23 protein-coding genes are annotated in these 22,464 nt (G+C 58.3%); 12 read left to right on the forward strand and 11 right to left on the reverse strand.

All coding sequences use genetic code 11. The annotated features are described in order from the left end of the window. Positions 1–16 precede the first annotated feature (16 nt). The gene (locus ACW9JC_RS02280; RefSeq protein ID WP_457453323.1) at positions 17–1,534 is read right to left on the reverse strand and encodes a nucleobase:cation symporter-2 family protein; all 1,518 of its coding nucleotides are present in this window, start codon (positions 1,532–1,534) and stop codon (positions 17–19) included. Between the two features lie 255 nt (positions 1,535–1,789). Here ACW9JC_RS02280 and ACW9JC_RS02285 point away from each other — a divergent pair, with 255 nt between their 5' ends. Further along, complete coding sequence (locus ACW9JC_RS02285) at positions 1,790–2,071, forward strand: BrnT family toxin (protein ID WP_457453325.1); 282 nt, start codon at positions 1,790–1,792, stop codon at positions 2,069–2,071. 3 nt (positions 2,072–2,074) lie between these two features. After that, entirely contained in the window at positions 2,075–2,398 is a 324-nt protein-coding gene (locus ACW9JC_RS02290; RefSeq protein ID WP_457453327.1) for a BrnA antitoxin family protein, read from the forward strand. Between the two features lie 62 nt (positions 2,399–2,460). Here ACW9JC_RS02290 and ACW9JC_RS02295 read toward each other — a convergent pair whose 3' ends face one another. Then, entirely contained in the window at positions 2,461–3,288 is an 828-nt protein-coding gene (locus ACW9JC_RS02295; protein ID WP_457453329.1) for an arylamine N-acetyltransferase family protein, read from the reverse strand. Positions 3,289–3,400: 112 nt separating this feature from the next. Then, the gene (locus ACW9JC_RS02300; RefSeq protein ID WP_457453330.1) at positions 3,401–4,195 is read right to left on the reverse strand and encodes an exodeoxyribonuclease III; all 795 of its coding nucleotides are present in this window, start codon (positions 4,193–4,195) and stop codon (positions 3,401–3,403) included. Positions 4,196–4,370: 175 nt separating this feature from the next. On the opposite strand from ACW9JC_RS02300, the gene ACW9JC_RS02305 reads away from it, so the two are divergent. Continuing rightward, positions 4,371–4,682, forward strand: coding sequence for a hypothetical protein (locus tag ACW9JC_RS02305; protein ID WP_457453331.1), 312 nt, complete (start codon positions 4,371–4,373; stop codon positions 4,680–4,682). Positions 4,683–4,737: 55 nt separating this feature from the next. On the opposite strand, the gene ACW9JC_RS02310 is transcribed toward ACW9JC_RS02305, so the two are convergent. From ACW9JC_RS02310 to ACW9JC_RS02325, 4 genes are all read right to left on the reverse strand, one after another. After that, entirely contained in the window at positions 4,738–6,144 is a 1,407-nt protein-coding gene (locus tag ACW9JC_RS02310) for a DUF1254 domain-containing protein (protein ID WP_457453333.1), read from the reverse strand. 144 nt (positions 6,145–6,288) lie between these two features. Continuing rightward, the gene (locus tag ACW9JC_RS02315) at positions 6,289–7,869 is read right to left on the reverse strand and encodes a sensor domain-containing diguanylate cyclase (RefSeq protein WP_457453335.1); all 1,581 of its coding nucleotides are present in this window, start codon (positions 7,867–7,869) and stop codon (positions 6,289–6,291) included. Positions 7,870–7,980: 111 nt separating this feature from the next. After that, the gene (locus ACW9JC_RS02320; RefSeq protein WP_457453336.1) at positions 7,981–8,757 is read right to left on the reverse strand and encodes an aldolase; all 777 of its coding nucleotides are present in this window, start codon (positions 8,755–8,757) and stop codon (positions 7,981–7,983) included. Positions 8,758–8,774: 17 nt separating this feature from the next. Then, positions 8,775–9,479: a haloacid dehalogenase type II gene (locus ACW9JC_RS02325; protein ID WP_457453338.1), complete on the reverse strand. Its 705-nt coding sequence runs from the start codon at positions 9,477–9,479 to the stop codon at positions 8,775–8,777. Between the two features lie 109 nt (positions 9,480–9,588). On the opposite strand from ACW9JC_RS02325, the gene ACW9JC_RS02330 reads away from it, so the two are divergent. Further along, positions 9,589–10,431, forward strand: coding sequence for a LysR substrate-binding domain-containing protein (locus ACW9JC_RS02330; protein WP_457453340.1), 843 nt, complete (start codon positions 9,589–9,591; stop codon positions 10,429–10,431). A 3-nt stretch (positions 10,432–10,434) separates the two neighbouring features. On the opposite strand, the gene ACW9JC_RS02335 is transcribed toward ACW9JC_RS02330, so the two are convergent. Further along, entirely contained in the window at positions 10,435–11,223 is a 789-nt protein-coding gene (locus ACW9JC_RS02335; protein WP_457453341.1) for a lipopolysaccharide biosynthesis protein, read from the reverse strand. Between the two features lie 95 nt (positions 11,224–11,318). Then, entirely contained in the window at positions 11,319–13,070 is a 1,752-nt protein-coding gene (locus tag ACW9JC_RS02340) for a L,D-transpeptidase family protein (protein WP_457453342.1), read from the reverse strand. Positions 13,071–13,154: 84 nt separating this feature from the next. On the opposite strand from ACW9JC_RS02340, the gene ACW9JC_RS02345 reads away from it, so the two are divergent. From ACW9JC_RS02345 to ACW9JC_RS02370, 6 genes are all read left to right on the forward strand, one after another. Further along, entirely contained in the window at positions 13,155–13,859 is a 705-nt protein-coding gene (locus tag ACW9JC_RS02345) for a murein L,D-transpeptidase catalytic domain family protein (RefSeq protein WP_338585754.1), read from the forward strand. Positions 13,860–13,966: 107 nt separating this feature from the next. After that, positions 13,967–15,664, forward strand: a complete 1,698-nt coding sequence (locus ACW9JC_RS02350) for a copper resistance system multicopper oxidase (RefSeq protein ID WP_457453344.1) — start codon at positions 13,967–13,969, stop codon at positions 15,662–15,664. Positions 15,665–15,674: 10 nt separating this feature from the next. Continuing rightward, complete coding sequence (locus ACW9JC_RS02355) at positions 15,675–16,559, forward strand: copper resistance protein B (RefSeq protein WP_457453345.1); 885 nt, start codon at positions 15,675–15,677, stop codon at positions 16,557–16,559. Between the two features lie 53 nt (positions 16,560–16,612). Beyond that, positions 16,613–16,996, forward strand: coding sequence for a copper homeostasis periplasmic binding protein CopC (gene copC / locus ACW9JC_RS02360; protein ID WP_457453347.1), 384 nt, complete (start codon positions 16,613–16,615; stop codon positions 16,994–16,996). A gap of 3 nt (positions 16,997–16,999) precedes the next feature. Next, entirely contained in the window at positions 17,000–17,920 is a 921-nt protein-coding gene (gene copD, locus ACW9JC_RS02365) for a copper homeostasis membrane protein CopD (protein WP_457453349.1), read from the forward strand. Between the two features lie 80 nt (positions 17,921–18,000). Continuing rightward, the gene (locus ACW9JC_RS02370) at positions 18,001–18,792 is read left to right on the forward strand and encodes a transporter substrate-binding domain-containing protein (protein ID WP_457453351.1); all 792 of its coding nucleotides are present in this window, start codon (positions 18,001–18,003) and stop codon (positions 18,790–18,792) included. 69 nt (positions 18,793–18,861) lie between these two features. On the opposite strand, the gene ACW9JC_RS02375 is transcribed toward ACW9JC_RS02370, so the two are convergent. Next, on the reverse strand, positions 18,862–19,083 hold the full coding sequence (locus ACW9JC_RS02375; RefSeq protein WP_457453353.1) for a hypothetical protein: 222 nt from the start codon (positions 19,081–19,083) through the stop codon (positions 18,862–18,864). 226 nt (positions 19,084–19,309) lie between these two features. Between ACW9JC_RS02375 and dusA the strand changes: the two genes are divergently transcribed. Beyond that, a complete protein-coding gene (gene dusA / locus ACW9JC_RS02380; RefSeq protein ID WP_457453354.1) occupies positions 19,310–20,305 on the forward strand; it encodes a tRNA dihydrouridine(20/20a) synthase DusA in 996 nt (331 codons plus the stop codon). 48 nt (positions 20,306–20,353) lie between these two features. Here dusA and ACW9JC_RS02385 read toward each other — a convergent pair whose 3' ends face one another. Next, a complete protein-coding gene (locus ACW9JC_RS02385) occupies positions 20,354–21,187 on the reverse strand; it encodes an undecaprenyl-diphosphate phosphatase (protein ID WP_457453356.1) in 834 nt (277 codons plus the stop codon). Positions 21,188–21,720: 533 nt separating this feature from the next. Here ACW9JC_RS02385 and ACW9JC_RS02390 point away from each other — a divergent pair. Next, a complete protein-coding gene (locus tag ACW9JC_RS02390; RefSeq protein ID WP_457453357.1) occupies positions 21,721–22,461 on the forward strand; it encodes a winged helix-turn-helix domain-containing protein in 741 nt (246 codons plus the stop codon). Positions 22,462–22,464 lie beyond the last annotated feature (3 nt).

Here is a 22,464-nt window from a genome sequence, read left to right on the forward strand (position 1 = left end):
TTCATTCATCTAAACGTCAGACATGTTCACTGCTTTTCGCATGCACCGGGCGTGGCTCGCCATGCCCGTGGTCCACTTCAACCACCGGAATTTCCTTGCCATCACAGTCATGCAACTTGCCGTCGCTGAAGTAATCCCCTTCGCGCAGCGCTGCCAGATCCTGATAGCGAAGAACTCGCTCGGTGCCCGCCGCAAACACCGACTGCTGGTCGGAGTTACCAGCCGTGAGGTGGTTGAAGGTCAGGTTGAGCACGATCGCCATGATCGCCGACGAACTGATGCCGGAATGGAAAATCGTGGCGAACCAGCTTGGGAAGTGATCGTAGAAGTTCGGCGCTGCGATCGGGATCATGCCGAAGCCGATCGAGGTTGCCACGATGATCAGGTTGACGTTGTTGCGGTAGTCGACCTTCGACAGCGTACGAATGCCGCTGGCCGCGACGGTGCCGAACAACACGATACCGGCGCCACCGAGAACGGAGGTCGGCACGGCCGCGATGACCCGGCCCATGAACGGCAGCAGGCCGAGCAGCACCAGGAACAGACCGCCGGTAGCCACCACGTAACGGCTCTTGATCCCGGTCACCGCCACCAGCCCGACGTTCTGGGCGAAGGCGCTCTGGGTAAAGGAGCCGAAGATCGGCGCGATCATGCTCGACAGCATGTCGGCGCGCAGACCATTGCCCAGACGCTTGGAGTCAACCTTGGTTTCGATGATTTCACCGACCGCCAGGATATCCGCCGAGGTTTCCACCAGCGTCACCATGACCACGATGCACATCGACAGGATTGCCGCGAAGTGGAAGGTCGGCATGCCGAAATGGAACGGGGTCGGGAAGCCGAACATCGGACCTTCGCTGACGGATGAGAAATCCGCCATGCCCAGGAACACCGCGACGATCGTACCGATGACCATTGCCAGCAGGATCGATAGACGCGAGATGGTCGCGCTGCCGATCTTGCTCAGCAGCAGCACCAGCACCAGTGTCATTGCGGCCAGGCCGATGTTGGCCATGCTGCCGAACTCTGGGGAATGGCTGTTACCGCCCATGGCCCAGCGTGCGGCCACCGGCATCAACGTCAGGCCGATGGTGGTGATCACGATGCCCGTGACCAGCGGTGGGAAGAACTTGGTGATTCGAGAGAACACCGGCGTGATCAGTAACCCGATCAGCGACGCCGCTATCACCGCCCCCAGAATCGACTGGAACCCTCCCTCACCGCCGCTGCTGACAATCGCCACCATGGTCGCGACGCCGGAAAACGACACACCCTGTACCAGCGGCAACTGACAACCGAAAAACGGTAGACCCAGGGTTTGCAGCAACGTCGCCAGCCCCCCCGCAAACAATGAAGCAGCAATCAACAATCCAATGTCCGCGGGCGAAAGGCCGGCCGCCTGACCAATGATCAAAGGCACCGCGACGATGCCGCCGTACATGGTCAGAACATGTTGCAGGCCGTAAGCCATATTCGCGCCGATACCAAGATTTTCATCTTCTGGCCGTTGGTGTGAAACATGGGGCGTTTTCATGTTAGGGGGTTCCCTGGTTTTTGTTATGCGCACACTGTATGCAAGACTCAGGACAAATGTCTATAGAGTTGTATACAACTTGCTCGTCAAATTATGAACGGTTGGTCATGCAAGCCGTCTGCCATCGTGCGCAATCTCACCTAAAACCTTGAAATACATCCTCGCGAGCCATTCTCCCCCGCCCGCTAGTCTTTTGAATTCCTGGCGACCATCGGTCGTGATCGCCACCTTCCATATACATATAAAGTATGCATAATGAAGCCATTCGAAATTCAGTATCACAAGGCAAAGAACGCAGCCAACAAACTCAAGCACCAAGGGATCAGCCTCGCCGAGACAGAACCGGTGTTCCATGACGAACGCGCCCTGACTTTTCAGGACGATCACCATGATGAACAACGCTGGATTACCTTGGGGCTGGATGGCAAAGGGCGTTTGCTGGTCGTCGCGTACACCTACCGTGACCCGAATTTCGTTCGAATCATTTCAGCGCGTCTCGCCAGCAAAAACGAGCGGCGCCAGTATCTGGAGGCTTGACCCATGAAAGACGAGTACGACTTCAGTAACGCCAAGCGCGGGGCGGTGGCCTCCAGCAAAGGCAAGACCCGCATCACCATCATGCTCGATGATGTCGTCATTGAGGCGGCACGCGCGCTGGCCGAAAGCGAGGGCTACGGCTACCAGACCGCAATCAACAACACCCTGCGCCGGTCGTTGTTGGCCGATGGCAAAGTCGCTGAGGCCAATTCTACGGCGCACCTCAAAACGGGGATCACCGTTCCCGAACTGAGAAACCTGGAGAAAAAATTGTTGGAGGCCCTCAGAGAAATTCATCGTGTGATGGAACCCGATGCACAACCCTGAACTGACGCAAAAAGGGGCAGATTGATTCAATCTGCCCCTTTTTTGTGTGCACGATGCTGTTTCTATTGCGGTTTGATCAAGCGTTCAAGTGTGTGCATCAAGGTCGCATGGGGCGGCACCCGAATGCCGAACTCGCTTTCCAGCAAGGCACTCAATTGCGGCACATCGGCCACCTGCCGGCGTTCGCTCTCATGGCCTATGCGATGGATCGCAAAACTGCCGTTATTGAGCGTACGACGCCACCCTTCCCCGGTCCGCGCCACCATCAGCTGCTTGGCGAACGACGATTCCGGATGAGTCGAGACGTACCAGTTGCCGACGCTGTAATCGATGTCTTCCTGGCGTTGCAGATCGAAGATATACATCGCTCGCCACTCGTCGCCGACCTTGGCTCGAAGCGTGTAACCATCCTCGTGCTGTTCGATGCGATAGGGTTCGTGAGGTGTGAATTGCTCGGCAGGACTGTCGAGCAACAGCGGCGCGGTGGGCACCATGCCGCCGAAGCCGACGTCGGTGATGTAGCGCACGCCGTCCAGTGTCACCAGGCTCAAGCGATGGGTGCGAGCGGTCCATGCGCCTTCGGGCTGGCCCATGACCACGCGACCGCTGATGCCACGCGCGTCGAATCCCAGTTCCTGAAGCAAAATCAGGTACAGATAGTTGAGTTCGTAGCAGTATCCGCCTCGCCCGTTGTGCAGGACTTTCTGCTCGATCGACGGCAAGTCGATCAGCACGGGTTCGCCCGACAGTGTGGTGAGGTTTTCAAACGGGAAAGCACCGGTGTGGCGCAATTGAAGCTGCTGCAAGGTTTCCAGGGTCGGTGCCGGAGGCGCATCGAAGCCCAGGCGCCGCAGGTACAGCGCACGGTCGGTCAGGCGTGGCTCGCTCATCGTTCAGTCCTTTTGCACGGCGGCTGCGGATCGTTCCGCCAATGGCCGCTATGTATAAGGGATGAACCGTTGCGCACGACAATTGATTTAGCCAATGGCCCAGCGAAAACAATCAACGGCGTTTGCGCGAGTCCAGTTGAATCCAGGTTGGCGCATGGTCGCTGGCATGCGGTTCGTTGCGTACCCAGGCGTCGACACCAGCGTCCTGCAAGTAAGGGCTCAAGGCCGGATTGAGCAATAGGTGATCGATGCGCAACCCGGAATTTTTCTGCCAGTGCTGACGAAAATAATCCCAGAAGGTGTAGAGCCGATCCTCGGGATACAAGTGGCGCAGTGAGTCGGTCCAGCCCTGATCCAGCAAACGTTGATAACACGCGCGGCTCTCGGGTTGCAGCAAGGCGTCCTTGAGCCAGGAGCGCGGGTTGTAGATGTCCTGGTCGGTAGGAACCACGTTGTAGTCACCGGCCAGCACCACCGGGTGATCGCTACCCTGCAACGTCTGCGCATGGCGAATCAGTCGCTCGAACCAGGCCAGTTTGTAGTCGAATTTCGGCCCCGGCTGCGGGTTGCCATTGGGCAGGTACAGGCAACCCACCAGCACGCCATGCACGGCGGCTTCGATGTAGCGACTGTGGCTGTCGCCCTCATCGCCTGGCAACCCTCGCCGACTCTCCAGCGGCTGCGCATCTCGCGCCAGAATCGCCACCCCGTTCCATGACGCCTGCCCCTGCCAGATCGCACCGTAGCCGATGGCCTCAAGCTCGGCGGCGGGAAAGGCGCTGTCGACCGATTTGAGCTCCTGCAGACAGGCGATGTCCGGTTTCTCGCGTTCAAGCCAGGCCAGCAGGTTCGGCAACCGGGCACGCATGCCGTTGACGTTGAAGGTCGCAATTCGCAGCTTTTTCATGACCACCGTTCCGTTTGGCGGGGTGTGAAAACTGTGACCTCAGTGCCCGACCGTGGTTGCGTCGGCCACAGGGTTTTATGGGTTGCCGCAAATATGCCACTCGTCATCCAGCCGGCACCAACCACCCCGGCCTTCACACCAACATCAGGTAACGACTCACCTTTGGAGACGTACCATGATGAACATCAAAATTACCTCCCTGCTGATGGCGGGATTGCTGTCTACGGCGTCGTTAGCCACCTACGCAGCCTCCAGCGATGGCGCTGATGCGACGGGCACCAAATCCGGTGCAACCAGCGGCCCTGTCATGCCACCCGACAATACCCCCGCCGCGCCTTCAGGCGGAAATGCCGGGGATGGCGGCGCGACGGGATCTTCCAGCGGCAGTGCGGGTGGTGCAGGCGGAAACAGTGGCTCGGGCGCAGGTGGCGGCACCGGTTCGGCGGGTGGTGGAACCGGCGGTGCTGGCGGCGGGACGGGCAGCTGAACGCGTAAAGGCAGCCGATGGTGAGCATCGTTGGCTGCCTTTCACTGCCTGAGTTTTACATCTGTTTGACCGGAGGCGGGTTCCACTTGCCGTTCATTGCTTCGGCCTTCGGCCCATACAGGCGCATGGTCAGGTTGAACGGGCCTTTGGGCGCCGGCAGCCAATTGGCTTCCAGCTCCTTGCCGGGGCTTTCATTCTGGAAATACAGATCAAGCGATCCATCCGCATTGGTCTTGAACGGCATCCAGCTGCTGACCGCGAATCGATCCAGTTTATTACCAACCTGGAAACCTTCAGGGTCGTACAGCGTGATTGACCAGAACGCATTCACCGGCGGCTGTTGCCCTTTGTCGAAATGCAGCACGTATTTATTCACGCCATCGAGCGCCTTGCCGTTTGAGTCGCCCACGTTCAACGGATAAATCGCATCCTCGGGCAGGTTGGCGCCAAGCCCTACCTGGGCAACGATCGCGCGCTTGAGGTAATAGTTGCCGTAGACCCCCATGGTGTCTGTGTTCATCGACCAGCCGTTCTCCACCCGCGCCAGCGTCGGTAACTTCCAAGCCATCAGCGCTTGCGCGTCCTTGGGCACCGTTGCAAGCGCCGCTTTTACATCAGGGTCCAACGCATCCAGGTTGAATGGCTTGCCCGGCTCGATCCCGATGCGCTTGATCTGCGCCAGCATCGGCTGATCGGTGATGTGCGGCGGGTTCACTTTCAGCAGTTCGGCGGCGTAGGCGAAGTAGTCGCCGGCCGACATCGTGTCGACTTGGACTTTCGGCGGGGTTTTCATATCCACGGCCGGGTCGATTTTCACACTGACCGCTTCAGCTTCTTTGCCCAACCGCGACAACGGCGTCACGGTGTAGCCCGCCTGAATCTTGTGCACCGCCGCGTAGTCTGCCGCGCCATCAGTCTTGGTGCGGCCGATGATCCAGACAAAGGGAGTTGGCGCCGGCAGCTGACTCATCCCTGCCGGCACGGTGCCGGTCCAGCCCGGTGGAGTGACCAGAAATTGCGCCGCGTCGGTGCCGGTGGTGCGCCAGCCCGGCGAGGCGAACACGTCGCTCCACATGTCGAGCATCGGCAGCAAATAGAAACGCCCGGCGGTGTCCGGCGCGGCGATTACCAGCGGTTCTTTGGTCAAGTCGAGCCAGGCAATGGAATACAACGTGTCGAAGTTGGAGCGCACCACGCCTTTGAAATCTGCTGGTGGATACTGCGGCACGCTCACAAACATGTTCATCGGGCCTTTACCGAATTCCTTGCCCGGCTCGATGTTGGTGAATTGCTGGCGGGTGATGTCCATGGTCAGCAGCGGATAGAAATAAACGTAGGCATCCACGCCGATCGCATGAGCCTCGTCGGCAGTGATTTTCGATTGCGCGTGACTGGTCAGCGGAAAAACGGCGGAGGCTGCAACGGTTAGAGCAACGGCTGTCAATGCTTGGGTTATCGGCATGTTGGCGATCATCCGTGCGTAAGGGAGATCTGCCGGGTTCGGCAGAGCTTACGGAACTCTAGACGATCAACAGGACAACTTTTGACAGGCGGACAGCCGGGCCGTTTGTGGTGTTTCGAGGGTGATACAACCCGGCGAAACGCTTCAACGATCCGAGCGCATCAGCGCCGGGACGCCGCCCTCCATCGACAGCACGGCCGAGCGATTACGCCCCGAATGCTTGGCCTGGTACAGCGCCGCGTCCGCACGCTGGATAAACACTTCCATGCTGTCGCGCCCCGTCGGTATAAACGAATAACAGCCGAGGCTGACCGTGACGTATCCGGTGGGCGAACCGCTGTGGCTGATGTTCTTGTCCATGACGCTGCGGCGGATATGTTCCGCGATCGTCATGGCGCCATGAATGTCGGTATCGGGCAGCAACACCGCAAACTCTTCGCCGCCGTAACGCACCGCCAGATCGGCCTTGCGATGGCAGCAAGCTTTTACCGCCCGCGCCACCTCAGCCAGGCAGTGATCCCCCACCACATGACCGTAAGTGTCGTTGTAGCACTTGAAATAATCGATATCGAGCATGATCAGGCTCAGCGCACTGTGCTGGCGTGCGCCGCGTCCGAACTCGATATCCAGCGCCCGCTCGAATAATCGCCGGTTGGCCAGACCGGTCAGGCTGTCGTGGGTGGCGATCAACTCCAGCGCTTCCTGGGCCTTGCGCAGATCCGCCTCGACCCGTTCGCCGACGCGCACCTGACGGATGAATACCCAACCGAACAGGCCCACGCCGAGCATCACCAGCGCGACGATGGCACTGGAGCGAAACGCGGTGTCGTACCATCCCGCCAAAATCGAGTCCCGGGACGATGCCGCCGAGACCACCAGTGGGTAAGCCTCCAGTTGCCGGTAGCCATACAAACGGACAACGCCATCCATCACCGAGGTGAACATCGCGTTGCCTGAAGGCGCTCGCGGCAGCAGGTTCTGAAAGATTTCGCCCTGGGCCAACGACGTGCCGATCTGCGACTCCATGAATGGCCGGCGCGCCAGCAACGTTCCATCGGTCAAACCGAGGAACATCGAGCCGTTGTCGTCGATGTCGAAGCTTTTGAAGAACTGGTCGAAGTAGGACATTTTGATCCCGGCCAGTAACACGCCCTGGAACTGGCCGTTCTTGTCGTTCACCCGTTTGGAAACCGGAATGATCCACTCGCCATTTTCCCGGCTGCGAATCGCCGGGCCGATGTGCGCCACGGACGACACGTTTTGCTGGTGAAACTTGAAGTACTCCCGATCCGCCACGCCCGGGCCCCGAGGCAGATTTTCGAATGAGGTCACGACCCACTGGCCTTTCTGATCGAACAGCAGGATGCCGTGCAATTGATTCAGCGCCTGCACCCGTCGGGCGAAAGTACTCTGCAAGCGAGCTCTCAGGGAGGGAGCGAATCCATCGACCTGAATCCAGTCCACCAGACTGGTCAGCACCAGATCGGCCTGCATGAACGTGTCTTCGGCTTGCTGCGCCATGGCCCGCGTCAGGTTCGACGAGGCGACCTGGGCCTGGCTCAAGGCATGCCGCCGGGATTGCTCCAGTTGCAGATAAAGCAACGCGCACAGGCACAAGCACACCGTGGCAATGAACAATACCGCTGCCTTGCGCAACGGTATGCGTTTCAATGCGACGCCAGGGGCGTGGTGTGGGTCGTACTGGCGTGTAGGCAAAAAGCGCATCCTGGAAGGGCAAGGCATGGGCGGTGGCCCAAATCCCCTGGTTTTGTGCGCCAAGTCTACGGGGTTAGTACCAACAAATGGCAGCCATATGTCACGTGGTCGCCATCCGCCTCAACCGTCAGAACGCTGCAACCGCCGCATCGCACTATGCAGATGCGCCCGCGCACTTTCGGCATCACCCAAGCGCATCTGTTCATAGGCGCGCTGGGCGATGTCATGGGGCACCGGCAGAAGTTCTCGCTGGGTCGCCATTGCCATCAACTGGACCTGGGCGGCACGCTCCAGGTAATACAGATCGTCCCAGGCTTCGGCGATGGTGGAACCGGCCACGATCACCCCGTGATTCTTCAAGAACAGGATGTCGGCGTTGCCCATTACACTGGCAATGCGATCGCCTTCGGACTCATCCAGCGCCAGGCCGTTGTAGTGTTCGTCCACCGCTGTGCGCCCGTAAAATTTTAACGCCGTCTGCCCCAGCCACAACAGCGGTGGACCTTGCAGCAGGCATAGCGCGGTGGCGTGCGGCATGTGCGTGTGGAACGCCACTTTCACGCGCGGCAACTGTTTATGAAGCCGCGCATGAATATAGAACGCCGTCGCTTCCGGCAGACCTTCGCCCTGAACCACATGGCCGTGGAAATCGCAGACCAGCAGCTTGTCAGCCGTGACTTCTTCGAAGGCGTAGCCGTAAGGGTTCACAAAAAACAGATCGTCGCGCCCCGGCACCATGGCCGAAAAATGATTGCAGATGCCCTCCTCCAGACCATGACGCGCCGCCAGTTGAAAACACGCCGCCAACTCCGTGCGAGCGGTGATGACAGCAGACGAATCCAGATCGAGGTCGGCGTAAATCGAGGGACGGAAACTGCCTGCAAGAGTGTGAGCCATGGCGATGCCTCCGGGGGTTACCAGCCAAGGGACGTGAACAAAGGCACGACCTGATCCAGCGTGTTCAATATCGCATCGGGTCGGTAGTCCGGCAGTAATTGCCGACCGGTGCCACGGTCGATCCATACGCAACGAAAGTGCATGTCCCGGGCGGCGGTGTGGTCCAGTGTCGGGCTGGCGCAGATATGCACCACTTGGTCGCGGGTGACGCCGAGTTGTTCGTGCGCATAGTCGAACAATCGCGGATCGGGTTTGTAGGCGCCGGCCTGTTGGGCCGTGATGACCCTGTCGATATGCCCGCCCAGTTGCGCGACATTGCCGGCAATGATGTCGTCGTCGGTGTTGGAGACGATGCACAGCTTGAAGCCCATTTCCTTGAGTTGCGCGAGGGTCGCGATCACCTCGGGAAACGGCGGCATCCGCGGAATCGCCGCGGCTAGGCGCTGACTGTCTTCAGGCGCGCTGGCCAGGCCAAGCTCTTCCAGAGCCAGATGCAAACCGAGGGTGCTCAACTGACGGAACGAGCGATGCGGCGGAATCTGCTCCAGCCGATGCTCGTGCCGGTCGTAGACCTCGATCAGGCGCTCGACCTCCACGCTGTGCTTGCCCTTTTCGCGCAAAATCTCGGCCACCACGGCTTTCAAACCTTCATCCCATTGAATCAGCGTGCCGTAGCAATCGAAGGTCAGCCATTCGGGGCGCGGGGTGTTTTTAAGGGGCATGGCAGCATCCTCTGAAGTGTGGCTTTCAGGTTATGCGTCAACAGTGATAGTGTGAAATTAAATTAGTACCTGATCGTCAGTTGCAAAACGAATATCAAAGGTGTCCGCGATGCTCGATCTCGAACTGCTCAAAACCTTCGTCTGTGTGGTCGATGAAGGCAGCTTTACCCGCGCGGCCGAGCGCGTGCACCGGACTCAATCCACCGTGAGCCAACAGGTGCGCAAACTCGAAGAACTGGTCGGGCATTCATTGCTGATGCGCGATCGCACGGGGCAAAACATCAGCCTCACCGAGCACGGCGAAATGCTGATTCACTATGCGCGTCGCTTGCTGGCGTTGTCCTCGGAGGCCGTAGAAGCGCTGGCCAGCGACGTCGACCTGGAAATTCTGCGCATCGGCGTGCCGGAAGATTTCGACGCCCGGCGCATGGCGATGATCCTCGCCGGCTTCAACCGCGAAAAACCCCAGGCGCGCCTCGAGACCGTCAGCGGCATGAGTACCGACCTCAAGCAGAAACTCGCCAGCGGTGACATCGACATTGCGCTGGTCAAACGCGAGCCGGACAGCGGTCCGTGTTGGGCCGCCTGGCCGGAAGCGCTGGTGTGGGTCAAAGGTGCACAGACCGACCCGGCCAACGGCGTATTGCCGCTGGCGCTGTTTCCTCAAGGCTGCATTTATCGACAGCGGGCCATCCGCCTGCTGGACGTGGCGCAACGGCCGTGGCGGGTCGCGTTTGGCAGTCACAGCCTGACCGGGATTCAAGCGGCGGTAGCCTGCGGATTGGGTATTTCGGTATTACCTGCTTCAGCGGTGCTGCCCGAGCACAGCATTTGTACCGACCTGCCGCCATTGCCACCCACAGAGGTGGCACTGATCAGCCGCGAGGGCGCACTGAGCGGATTGCAACGAGCACTGGTGGAGTTTCTGCGGGTGGAGTTGAGTCAGGTTTGATCGTCAGATCAGCCGCTCGAGTTCATCCAGCGTCACGCGTGGGACGAGTTCGACAGGAATCTTCGAAGTGCTGGACACGTTGTAAACCCGAAAATCCGCATTCACGACGCTTTTCGCCAGGATCGCGAAAGACGGCAGGATTCTCTTATGAAAATGATCGTCGAGTACGCAGGGAGAAATGAACGTTCCGGGTGTTTCGTAAAAGCGACTCACCGATGGGTCCAGATCGACACCGACCAGAAACACCTTGGTAAACCCCAAGTGATAGGCAAGCTGTATGGCCAGGTAGGCCACCGTCCGCGCATCAAAAAAGCCGCGTTTGAGGTTCTTGCTGAAGCCAAGGGTTTTATTGCGACCATTGCCGATCTTGCGATTTCTCACCAGTTCCTTATCCGTCCTGAACAGGTCACGCCAGGAAAGTCTTGGTGCTCGCCTCAAAAAATACAGATCCCCCTGAGGCTTGAACGAAGTGTGCCAGATATGATTTTCCCATAACGCCACCCGCTCGCTCAGGTGCATGGCTTTTGTAAAGAGTTCGGGTTGCTGCTCGGAAAAACCCTGATCGGTGCACACATAAAAAAATGGACTGATGCCTGTCCCGATAAATTTCGAAATGGCGCCGTTCATGGTAATCATTGGAACGTCTGCGTACTTGTGCAGCGGAAAGTCTTTGGCGGAAGCCCCCGAGGCAATGATCAGTACTGAACCTTTTTGAGAGTTGCGACAATCATCCAGGTCTCGCACTTGGAGTGGCCCGGTAGTGAGTGGAGCTTTTCTCTGCGCAACATCCATTAATGAATTCCCTATCCATGTCGGTCGATCGATGATCTCTGACCCGTTTTCAGAACAATAGTTTTGCTCTGAAAACGCATTCCGCCGCTCCCTTGCTACGGCTTGCTCTGTCCTGTTACGACCAGCGTGCTTTCTCCCCCCGGCAATTCCAATGCGGGCAGTTTTGAAGGCAGGTTCAATTGTCGCAGTACCGGAGAATCGTAGCCGTAAACGTCAGGCTTGAACGTCACCCTTCCCTCTTTGCTCAAGTCGACTGTCCAGTACGCCAGCAGCACCGGAATCTTGACCGGAAGCTTGATGTTTTCGGTCTTGCCGTTGGCCAACTGCTTTTGAATGCCCTCGCTGTTCCAGCGCACCGGATCGTTGAACAGCAGCTCGACCAACTGCAGCGGATTTTCCACCCGGATGCAGCCGGAACTGGTGGCGCGCATGGACTTGGCGAACAACTCGCGGTGCGGCGTGTCGTGCAGATAAATCGCATAGTCGTTGGGGAAACGAATGACCACCTGCCCTAACGAGTTCTCGGGGCCGGCATCCTGACGCAGCGTGATGCCGCGCGCGTTGTACCAGTCGATACCCGACGGATCGAGCACATGTCCATCCCGGTCCAGGGCTCTGATCCGGTTGGCGGCCAGATAATCCGGATTCTGCTGAATCTTGGGCAGCATGTCCTTGACCAGAATCGTCGGCGGCACGGTCCAGGTGGGATTGAACGTGATGTAGGTAATTTCGGACTGAAACACCGGCGTACTGCGAAACGGCTTGCCGACCTGTACCCGGGAACGCCAGATCGGCTGGCCGTCGCGATACAGCGCGACCTTGTACCCGGCGATGTCGACCACGACAAAAGTGCCCTGGAGTTTGTAAAGCAGCCAACGAGCCCGCTCCATGTTCACCCGGACCTGATCGATCCGCGCATCAACGGGCACATTCAACGCCGCCAGGGTCGCCGCCCCCGCCACGCCATCCGCGCCAAGGTATTGCTCGGTCTGATACTTCTTCACTGCCGCGATGACACTGTCGTCGTAATCGTTTCGATTGCTCTTCGGGGCCGCCAGGTATCCACCAGCCGTCAAACGGGCACGCAATTGTGCGACTGCCGTCCCGGTCATTCCCGGCTTGAGCGACTGCCCTTCGGTAACTTTCGGCCAACCGCCGGCATCGCGCACCTGACGCAACTGCGCCAAAGCCTCTCGCATGCTGCGGTAAACCGCTTCCTGCGGCGGTGCCTGAGCGAACCCGCGTGCCACGTCGTGATCGTCGAGCGCGGTAAAGAAACTGTTCACGTCCTCACGGGGGTCAACGCCGACCGGGTCGAAATTCCAGTGAAAATCCAGTCGCGACGGATCAACTTTGCCGCGTCGTAATTGCAGCAGCGCAGCGATGTAGGTGCGGGTCAGCGCGATATCGAAGGCTGCCGATTGCGTCGGTGTCGGCGCGGTGGCCTGCATCGTCAATTGCGCCTGGGCCAACTCGTCAATCCGATAGTCCTCAGGGATCAGGCCATCGATTTTCGTGTCATTCAGGCTTTTGAGCAACTGGGTGACATCGCGTCCGTTGGTCCACGCCGCGCGATAATTACGGTGCGAGTAAAAATCCATGACCACCCGGCTGATATCCACCCGCTGATGCTTGCGCGCAGTGAGCAACGGTGGAAACGCCGATTTCAGCGGTTCGAGCACTGCCTGGATCGCTTGACCGACGACATCATCGGGCGCCGCAGACAAAACGGTCGTTTCAGGAGATACCGGCACGATCGGCGAACTTTCACCAAAAGCAGTGCCGCTGATCAGAAAGACCATAAAAAATACGCGGCTTATGACGAATAACCTTGTTAATTGCCCCATGGATAATCCTTAATCTCCCGCAAATCAAAAGGCTAGCGTTCCACTCGCTGCTAGACTCGATATATTCCTGATGAGACTTACCTTATGCCGTTACAACGCTTTGGCTTTCTACTTACAGCGCTGCTGTTGACGTCGGTCTGCATACCCGCAGCCTACGCCGATTCGCTGGAAGTCGCGCTGGCCAAAGCCGCTCCGAAAGCCAATGCAAAAGTCATCGCCCTGGCTGTACGCGCCACCCAGTGCACTCGCGCCCAAGGCGCAGTCCCGGCACAGAGACTAGCAGTGATCGATTATTCCCTGCCCTCGACTGAACAACGGCTGTGGGTTTTCGACTTGAAAAAGCGCAAATTGCTCTTTCACGAACTCGTCGCCCATGGCCGCAACAGCGGCGAAAACATGGCCACCTGGTTCTCCAACCAGAACGAAAGTTTCGCCACCAGTATCGGTTTGTTCCGCACGCAAGAAAGCTACCGCGGCCAGAACGGCTATTCATTGCGCATGGAAGGCCTGGAGCCGGGCTTCAACGATAACGCTTTTGACCGGGCAATCGTCATTCACGGCGCACCGTACGTCAGTCCCGTGCTCGCACGCGCCAATGGCCGTATCGGCAGAAGCCTCGGCTGCCCGGCAGTCCGGCCGGCGATTGCACATCGGCTGATCGACTCGATGAAGGATGGCCAACTGCTGTTTTCCTACTATCCGGATCAGCGCTGGCTGAAGTCGTCTTCGTACATTAATTGCGGTGGCGGCACCGTGGCGTCGTCCGATAAGCCTACTAAACGCCAGTAACCACCACCCTACCTGTCAAAACTGTAATCCCCGCCTCAGCCTGCTGAAAGCCACCGCCCGTTAGCCTCGTCGACAAGTTCACCAGGCTGACGGACGGGATAATCGGCATGCACTCCAACACTTCACGACGCACCTTCGTCAAAGGCCTGGCCGCCGGCGGCTTGCTGGGCGGCCTCGGGTTATGGCGACCGCCGGTCTGGGCCGTCAGCAGCCCCGGCCAACCGCAAGTGCTGACGGGCAGCGACTTCGAGCTGTTCATCGGCGAAACCCCGGTCAACTTTACCGGCAACCCGCGCACTGCGATGACCATCAATGGCAGCCTTCCCGGCCCGCTCCTGCGCTGGCGCGAAGGCGATACGGTCACGCTGCGGGTGAAGAACGCACTCAAGGACAGCACCTCCATTCACTGGCACGGCATTCTGCTGCCGGCAAACATGGACGGTGTGCCGGGCTTGAGTTTCAAAGGCATCGAACCGGGCGGCCAGTACGTCTACCAATTCAAGGTCCGGCAAAACGGCACCTACTGGTATCACAGCCATTCGGGGTTGCAGGAACAGGCCGGCGTCTACGGGCCGCTGGTGATCGACGCCAGGGAGCCGGAGCCGTTCCAGTACGACCGCGATTACGTGGTGATGCTCACCGACTGGACCGACGAAGACCCGGCCAGCCTGATGAAGACCCTGAAAAAACAGTCCGATTACTACAACTACAACAAGCGCACCGTGGGCGATTTCATCGACGACGTCAGCGAGAAAGGCTGGGGCGCGACGGTCGCCGATCGCAAGATGTGGGCGGAAATGAAGATGAATCCCACCGACCTGGCCGATGTCAGCGGCGCCACCTACACCTACTTGATGAACGGCCAGGCGCCGGACGCCAACTGGACCGGCGTGTTCCGCCCCGGTGAAAAGCTGCGACTGCGCTTCATCAACGGCTCGGCCATGACCTACTTCGATATGCGCATTCCGGGCCTGAAAATGACCGTGGTCGCCGCCGATGGTCTTCACGTAAAACCGGTAACTGTCGACGAATTCCGCATCGCCGTGGCGGAAACCTTCGACGTGATTGTCGAGCCGAGCGAAGCCGCCTACACCCTGTTCGCCCAATCGATGGACCGCACCGGTTATGCCCGCGGCACTCTCGCGTTGGGATCCGGATTGTCGGCGCCAGTGCCATCGCTGGACCCGCGTCCGCTGGTCACCATGGATGACATGGGCATGGGCGGCATGGATCACGGCAGCATGGCCGGCATGGACCATAGCAACATGGCCATGCCCGGCATGCAGTCCCATCCAGATTCGGAAAACGACAACCCGTTGGTAGACATGCAAGCCATGTCCACCTCACCCAAACTCGACGACCCCGGCCTCGGCCTGCGCAACAACGGCCGCCGAGTCCTGACCTACTCCGACCTGCGAAGCACCTTCGAAGACCCGGACGGGCGCGAACCGGGCCGCACCCTCGAACTGCACCTCACCGGTCACATGGAGAAATTCGCCTGGTCGTTCAACGGCATTAAGTTCTCCGACGCCGAGCCGCTGCGCCTCAAGTATGGCGAGCGCGTCCGCGTGGTGCTGGTGAACGACACGATGATGACGCACCCCATCCACCTGCACGGCATGTGGAGCGATCTCGAAGACGAGAACGGGGCATTCATGGTGCGCAAACACACCATCGACATGCCACCGGGCTCGCGCCGCAGCTATCGGGTTACCGCCGACGCGCTCGGTCGCTGGGCCTATCACTGCCATCTCCTGTACCACATGGAAATGGGCATGTTCCGTGAAGTTCGCGTGGAAGAATGAGGCGCCAACCATGATCAGATTCACCTCCGTTGCCATGGCCCTCCTCTCCGGCCTGCCGTTTTCTTTCGCCATCGCAGCCACTGACGACATGCAGGGCATGGATCACAGCCAGATGACTGGAATGGACCATGGCCAGATGCAAAGCATGGACGAAGGCCAGATGCAGCCCGCGGCGCCGACTGAAAGTCGTACGCCGATTCCACCGTTGACCGATGCGGACCGAGCCGCCATTTATGTCGACCCGGCCGGGCACCGTGTGCATGACAGCGCACTCAACTCATTCTTTCTCGCCGACAAGCTCGAATGGCAGGACGCCGACGACGGCAGCACCCTGGCCTGGGATTTGTCCGGCTGGATCGGCGGCGACATCGATCGCCTGTGGATGCGCTCTGAAGGCGAGCGCACCAACGGCAAGACTGAAGACGCCGAAATCCAGGCACTGTGGGGCCACGCGATCAGCCCATGGTGGGACGTGGTCAGCGGCATTCGTCAGGACTTCAAACCCGGCGCACCGCAGACCTGGGCCGCGTTCGGCGTGCAAGGCATGGCGCTGTACAACTTCGAAGCCGAGGCCACGGCCTTCATCGGCGAAGGCGGCCAGAGCGCCGCGCGACTGGAGGGCGACTACGACATCCTGCTGGCCAACCGACTCATCCTGCAGCCCACCGCCGAGCTCAACTTCTACGGCAAAAACGATCCACAACGGGGGATCGGCTCCGGCCTGTCCAACAGCGAAGCCGGCCTGCGCCTGCGCTACGAAATCCGCCGGGAATTTGCGCCGTACATTGGCGTGACCTGGAACCGCACCTACGGCAAAACCGCCGATTACGCCGCCGCAGAAGGCGAGGACCGCAGCGAGACGCGCCTGGTTCTCGGCGTGCGGATGTGGTTCTGAACCCGTTAACCCAACACTAAAAAACAGCCGCATTGAGCGGCAAGAGGCCTTGCATGCGCACCATCAAAATCACTGTTATCGCTATGTTGTTGTCTACCGGGCTGCTGCTGAGCAGTCTCGCTCAAGCACATCCGAAGCTGCTGTCCTCCAACCCCACCGAAGGTGCGCAGGGTGCAGCACCGGGCACCATCGAACTGCACTTTTCCGAAAACCTGGTGACGCAATTTTCCGGTGCAAAACTGGTCATGACCGAAATGCCCGGCATGGCCCACTCGCCCATGCCCATGAAAGCCAAAGTCAGCGGCGGCAGCGATCCAAAAACCATGCTCATCACCCCGCTATCGCCTCTGCCCGCCGGCACCTACAAAGTGGAGTGGCGCGCCGTGTCGTCGGACACCCACCCGATCACCGGCAACGTTACTTTCAAAGTGAAGTGAGTGATGAGCGACTCGGCCAACATCGTCCTGCGATTTTCGTTGTATGTGGATTTGCTGCTGTTGTTTGGCGTGGCGTTGTTTGGGCTGTACAGCCTCAGGGGGCCGGAGCGGGTTTCAGGGGTGGTGCTGCCGTTTCGATCATTGCTGGGGGCGACGACCGTGCTCGCAATGGTGCTATCCGTCGTTGGCATGCTGCTGATGGTCAGCAACATGAGCGGGGAGTCGAACCTTGCCGAGCTGCGTCCGCATATTGAAATGATGGTGTTGGAAACGGACGCAGGCTCGGCCTGGACGATTCGGATCATCGCGCTGCTCGTCGCTGGGCTGGCGATGCTGATCCACCCTCGCGCTCCGACTGTTGGATTAGTGCTGACGGCTTTTGCTGGCGGTGTCGCCCTCGCCTCTCTGGCGTGGACTGGCCATGGCGCCATGGATGAAGGCATCTGGCATTTCACCGCGGACATTTTGCACCTGCTGGCCGCGGGCGCCTGGCTGGGTGCGCTGGTCGCGTTTGCCTTGATGTCACAAACCCACGTCTTGCAAACCGAGAAGCACATCCGTCTGCTGACCCGCGCCGTCAGCCGGTTTGAATCAGTGGGCGCACTGATTGTGGCGGTCATCGCAGTGACCGGTGTCGTGAACTACCTCTTCATCGCCGGGGCGAAAGTCGACGAAGTATTTCTCAGCGCCTACGGGATTTTGCTGTTTATCAAAGTCGCGCTGTTTGCCGGCATGCTCGTACTCGCCGCGCTGAACCGCTTCCACTTGGGACCGTTTCTGGAGCGGTCATTGCGCGATGGTCAACACCGAGTCGCGGCGAATGCGTTACGTCGCAGCGTGATGATGGAACTGGTTGCAGCGGTTTTGATTGTCGGATTGGTGGCGTGGCTGGGGACACTAAGTCCGGAGATGGACGGACAGTAGTGCTCGCTCACTTTTGAGTCCCTGAAAGTTTTCACTACACTCCCTCCTCCAAGCCACACCATCACAAAAGCCCGATAACAATGAAAAAAATCAGAAGCACATTGATGCTCGGCGGCCTGCTCGCCCTGTCGTTTGGCGCCCAGGCTCAGGAAAGCGCATCGCATCTGGACAGTGTCATTCAACAAGGTCAACTGCGCGTTTGCACCACGGGTGACTACAAGCCCTACACCTTCAAAGCCGAAGACGGCAAGTATTCCGGCATCGATATCTCGATGGCCCGCGCCCTGGCCGACAGTCTTGGCGTCAAGGTGGAATGGGTGCCGACCACTTGGAAAACCCTGATGCCCGACATGCTCGCGGGCAAGTGTGACATCGCTATGGGCGGCATCTCGGTCACTCTGGAACGGCAGAAAAAGGCGTTTTTCAGCACCACCCTGGACGTCGACGGCAAAATCCCGCTGGTGCGTTGCGAAAACCAGGCGCTGTACCAGACCATCGACCAGATCAACCAACCCTCGGTACGCCTGGTCGAACCGGCCGGCGGCACCAATGAAGCCTTCGTCCACGCCTTCCTGCCCAAGGCACAATTGCAACTGCACGACAACGTGACCATTTTTCAGGAACTGCTCGACAAGAAAGCCGACGTGATGATCACGGATGCGTCGGAAGCGCTGTACCAGCAGAAGCAAAAACCTGGGCTGTGTGCAGTCAATCCGACGCAATACATGCAATACGGCGAGAAGGCCTATCTGCTGCCTCGGGATGACATGACCTGGAAGTTGTATGTCGATCAGTGGCTGCATTTGGCCAAGGTGACGGGTAACTACCAGAAAGTGCTGGGACAGTGGTTGGCGGTGCCTGACGCTAAATAATCAGGCATTGTTGCGAGCAGCAAAAAGGCGCCCCTCTTCAGGAGCGCCTTTTTTGTTTTCGTTCGGGACTCAGTCGTCGTGCAACAGGCCGGAACTGTAATCACCGAAGCTGTTGCCGAGCGCACTGCCATGGAAATTCAGTTTATTGGGGTTGTTATTGGTCGGCCCCGGTCCGAATCCATTAGACAATTGGGCGTCATCCGCATAACGGTGATCGGTACTCACACCCGAACAGGCGCTCAACAGCACAGCACAGGCGATCAACGCGAATTTGATGAGGTTTGAGAGCATTTTTATTGTTCCTGTGGGTGGGGGCGCGTTGGCTTGATCCTGTGCACTCATCGTAGGCCTCTGGTCAGGCGGAGATTATGAAACTTTGCAGGGCGACAGCGTTGGTTCAGGTAGGAAGGCTTCTGAAATCAATCGCGCGATCAATGTCCCTGGACCCGTCCAAACCCCACAAGTCCAATCCTGTTAAACTCCCCCACCTCCCAGCCTCACCGATTCCAGATCCCCAATGTCCGTAGCTACCGCAACACCTGCCCTGCTGTCCCGTCGGTTCTCCGTCGCGCCCATGATGGATTGGACCGACCGCCATTGCCGCTTTTTCCTGCGCTTGCTGTCGAAAAACGCCCTGCTCTATACCGAAATGGTCACCACCGGTGCCCTGCTCAATGGCGATCACGAGCGTTTCCTGCGCCATGACGAGACCGAGCATCCGCTCGCCTTGCAGCTTGGTGGCAGCGTCCCGCTGGACCTGGCCGCGTGTGCACGCATGGCTCAGGAGCACGGCTACGACGAGGTGAACCTGAATGTCGGTTGCCCGAGTGATCGGGTGCAGAACAACATGATCGGCGCGTGCCTGATGGGGCATCCGCAGTTGGTGGCCGATTGTGTGAAGGCAATGCGCGATGCGGTGTCGATTCCGGTGACGGTGAAGCACCGCATCGGCATCAATGGGCGTGACAGCTACGAGGAGTTGTGTGATTTCGTCGGCACGGTTCGCGAGGCCGGGTGCACGAGTTTTACCGTGCATGCGCGGATCGCGATTCTGGAGGGGTTGTCGCCGAAGGAGAACCGTGACATTCCACCGCTGCGTTATGACGTGGCGGCGCGGTTGAAGGCGGATTTTCCGGAGCTGGAGATTATTCTCAACGGCGGGATCAAGACGCTGGAAGCCTGCCATGAGCATTTGCAGACGTTCGACGGCGTGATGCTCGGCCGCGAGGCCTATCACAATCCCTATGTAATGGCCGAGGTGGATCAGCAATTGTTCGGCAGCACAGCGCCGGTGATCACTCGCGCCGAAACACTGGCGCAATTGCGGCCTTACATCGCCGCGCACATCGCTGCGGGCGGCTCGATGCACCACATCACGCGACACGTGTTGGGGCTGGGCACCGGGTTTCCGGGGGCGCGCAAGTTTCGGCAGCTGTTGTCGGTGGATATCCACAAGGCCAAAGATCCGTTGGCCTTGCTGGATCAGGCGGCGCAGTTGCTTGAAGGGCGTTAAGCGCTGATTGAGCACCAGGTTGCAGCTCACGCAACCTGGTGCCGGTGTTCAGAGCGCCGCCGCTTCAGTCCAGTTGACCCAGCCGAATACCCACGTCGCCAGAATCAGCAAGCCGAAAACAATTCGATACCAGGCGAATGCGGCGTAGCTGTGGCTGGCGATGAACTTCAGTAAGCCGCGTACCGCGAGCATGGCGAACACGAACGCCGTCACGAAGCCCAAGGCGAAGACCGGCAAGTCGCCGGCCTGGAACAGGTCCCGGTATTTATACCCGGAATAAACGGCGGCGCCGACCATGGTTGGCATCGCCAGAAAGAACGAGAACTCAGTCGCAGCCTTGCGTGACAGACCAAACAGCAGCCCCCCGATAATGGTCGATCCAGAGCGCGAAGTGCCCGGTATCATCGCCAGGCATTGCGCAAAACCGACTTTGAGGGCGTCGGTCCAGCGCATATCGTCGACGTGGTCGACGTACACCACATGGTCGCGGCGCTCAGCCCACAACATGACGATGCCACCCAAGACCAGCGCCACCGCTACAGTTATCGGGTTGAACAGGTATTCGTGAATTTTATCGGCGAACAGTACCCCGAGAACAACGGCAGGCATAAATCCAATCAATAGATTCAAGGTAAACCGTTGCGCATTACGCTGGGTCGGCAATCCACTGACGATTTCGAGAATCTTGCGCCGGAACTCCCAGACGACGGCCAGGATCGCCCCTAGTTGGATAATGATGTTAAACGCCATTGCTCGCTCACCGCCGAAATCGAGCAAGTCCGCGACAATAATCTGGTGCCCGGTACTTGATATGGGAAGAAACTCCGTGAGTCCCTCGACTGCCCCTAAAATCAAAACCGTTACCGTAGTCCAAAAATCCATTAACCCCCCGTGTAGACCCTCGCGACTCTCGCGTGCAAGGTCTGTTGACCATTCGAACATTAGGCGAAAGAAATAGTAAAACGCATCAAGCCGCGCATTAGAACCGCTTGTTATTAAATGTCCAGCCTCCGCAGCTGTAATCACGAAGTTATATACAAGTTATTAAAGGGTATATCGCTCTCCGAAACTGCATGAGCCCCCTCCATCGACATGAGATTTTCAAGGCCTGGTGAACTTTCGATAGAAAACCAAAACCGATAGAAGCGCTAGCCACACGTACAGCTTATGGGTTCGTGAATCCGGGATATCGAGAAAAAAGATGGCATAATGCTATGCCCTCATATCGTCCGGAGTGTCTCAGATGATTGACCGCTCCATTCCTCTGGAGAGCAAACGATCACGTCAGATTCATCAACAATGTTAGAAAAACCGTGTCGACCACTTCAAATTCCGGTGAAATGTTACCAATTGTCAGTCACAAATGAGAATCGGTGCTTTAACATCCAAACGTCAGCACCCAGCCGAGTCAAAGCATGATGCTTACAGGTAACAAAACGACCTCAAACCACAACCACGCAAGGGAGCAGGCAGGGATTCTCACCATTGGGCGGACCCATATGTTAGCTGAGGATTTCCGTGAGTTAGTCGCCAGTCACGCAGGCAATGAAGTACCCGTCGATGCAACGTGCTACAGCAACTCATTCAATAGGAATATGCACCCGGAGTTGTATCGAGCGGTCTTTATCGTCGTTGACAACCCTCAGGCGTTCATTGAAAGCATTGCATTGATCGAAGGTCTGCGCGCCAACAATATGGCGTCAATAATTTTTGCAGCGATCACCGGATCAGGCACTTACAACAAGATGAAGTACTATCTTGCCGGTGCGGATTACTGCGTAAAATTCAGCAGCGCTCCTGACGATAACGTCCAGGTATTTTCCGATTTTTTTGGTAGTCAGGAATGGCAGTCAAAGGACAACCTGCTTCTCGACCCCACGCGTATGTGCCTCATCGGAGATGATAAAAAACTTGATGTATCGTTTGCAGAAATGAAAATTCTTGAGGCTTTTTCTGAAACGAAAAACCATATATTGAGCCATGACGAAATCGCCAGAGCCATGGGCCTCAATATTAATTTTTATGACCCGAGAGCCTTGGAAAAATCGATCAGCCGCCTTCGCGGCAAAATAAAAGGCATGTATGGCACCAACGCCATTCAAAGTATTCGCGGGTATGGATATCGCTTAATCAGGGGTTTGATTTCTTCCACCTGATTA

Source organism: Pseudomonas sp. SDO5591_S426, assembly GCF_054070755.1.

What these genes read in the sequence shown, in the direction of transcription:
- ACW9JC_RS02280 (WP_457453323.1), bottom strand. Translation starts at nt 1,534, where the DNA reads ATGAAAACGCCCCATGTTTCACACCAACGGCCAGAAGATGAAAATCTT.
- ACW9JC_RS02285 (WP_457453325.1), top strand. Translation starts at nt 1,790, where the DNA reads ATGAAGCCATTCGAAATTCAGTATCACAAGGCAAAGAACGCAGCCAAC.
- ACW9JC_RS02290 (WP_457453327.1), top strand. Translation starts at nt 2,075, where the DNA reads ATGAAAGACGAGTACGACTTCAGTAACGCCAAGCGCGGGGCGGTGGCC.
- ACW9JC_RS02295 (WP_457453329.1), bottom strand. Translation starts at nt 3,288, where the DNA reads ATGAGCGAGCCACGCCTGACCGACCGTGCGCTGTACCTGCGGCGCCTG.
- ACW9JC_RS02300 (WP_457453330.1), bottom strand. Translation starts at nt 4,195, where the DNA reads ATGAAAAAGCTGCGAATTGCGACCTTCAACGTCAACGGCATGCGTGCC.
- ACW9JC_RS02305 (WP_457453331.1), top strand. Translation starts at nt 4,371, where the DNA reads ATGATGAACATCAAAATTACCTCCCTGCTGATGGCGGGATTGCTGTCT.
- ACW9JC_RS02310 (WP_457453333.1), bottom strand. Translation starts at nt 6,144, where the DNA reads ATGCCGATAACCCAAGCATTGACAGCCGTTGCTCTAACCGTTGCAGCC.
- ACW9JC_RS02315 (WP_457453335.1), bottom strand. Translation starts at nt 7,869, where the DNA reads ATGCGCTTTTTGCCTACACGCCAGTACGACCCACACCACGCCCCTGGC.
- ACW9JC_RS02320 (WP_457453336.1), bottom strand. Translation starts at nt 8,757, where the DNA reads ATGGCTCACACTCTTGCAGGCAGTTTCCGTCCCTCGATTTACGCCGAC.
- ACW9JC_RS02325 (WP_457453338.1), bottom strand. Translation starts at nt 9,479, where the DNA reads ATGCCCCTTAAAAACACCCCGCGCCCCGAATGGCTGACCTTCGATTGC.
- ACW9JC_RS02330 (WP_457453340.1), top strand. Translation starts at nt 9,589, where the DNA reads ATGCTCGATCTCGAACTGCTCAAAACCTTCGTCTGTGTGGTCGATGAA.
- ACW9JC_RS02335 (WP_457453341.1), bottom strand. Translation starts at nt 11,223, where the DNA reads ATGGATGTTGCGCAGAGAAAAGCTCCACTCACTACCGGGCCACTCCAA.
- ACW9JC_RS02340 (WP_457453342.1), bottom strand. Translation starts at nt 13,070, where the DNA reads ATGGGGCAATTAACAAGGTTATTCGTCATAAGCCGCGTATTTTTTATG.
- ACW9JC_RS02345 (WP_338585754.1), top strand. Translation starts at nt 13,155, where the DNA reads ATGCCGTTACAACGCTTTGGCTTTCTACTTACAGCGCTGCTGTTGACG.
- ACW9JC_RS02350 (WP_457453344.1), top strand. Translation starts at nt 13,967, where the DNA reads ATGCACTCCAACACTTCACGACGCACCTTCGTCAAAGGCCTGGCCGCC.
- ACW9JC_RS02355 (WP_457453345.1), top strand. Translation starts at nt 15,675, where the DNA reads ATGATCAGATTCACCTCCGTTGCCATGGCCCTCCTCTCCGGCCTGCCG.
- copC (WP_457453347.1), top strand. Translation starts at nt 16,613, where the DNA reads ATGCGCACCATCAAAATCACTGTTATCGCTATGTTGTTGTCTACCGGG.
- copD (WP_457453349.1), top strand. Translation starts at nt 17,000, where the DNA reads ATGAGCGACTCGGCCAACATCGTCCTGCGATTTTCGTTGTATGTGGAT.
- ACW9JC_RS02370 (WP_457453351.1), top strand. Translation starts at nt 18,001, where the DNA reads ATGAAAAAAATCAGAAGCACATTGATGCTCGGCGGCCTGCTCGCCCTG.
- ACW9JC_RS02375 (WP_457453353.1), bottom strand. Translation starts at nt 19,083, where the DNA reads ATGCTCTCAAACCTCATCAAATTCGCGTTGATCGCCTGTGCTGTGCTG.
- dusA (WP_457453354.1), top strand. Translation starts at nt 19,310, where the DNA reads ATGTCCGTAGCTACCGCAACACCTGCCCTGCTGTCCCGTCGGTTCTCC.
- ACW9JC_RS02385 (WP_457453356.1), bottom strand. Translation starts at nt 21,187, where the DNA reads ATGGATTTTTGGACTACGGTAACGGTTTTGATTTTAGGGGCAGTCGAG.
- ACW9JC_RS02390 (WP_457453357.1), top strand. Translation starts at nt 21,721, where the DNA reads ATGATGCTTACAGGTAACAAAACGACCTCAAACCACAACCACGCAAGG.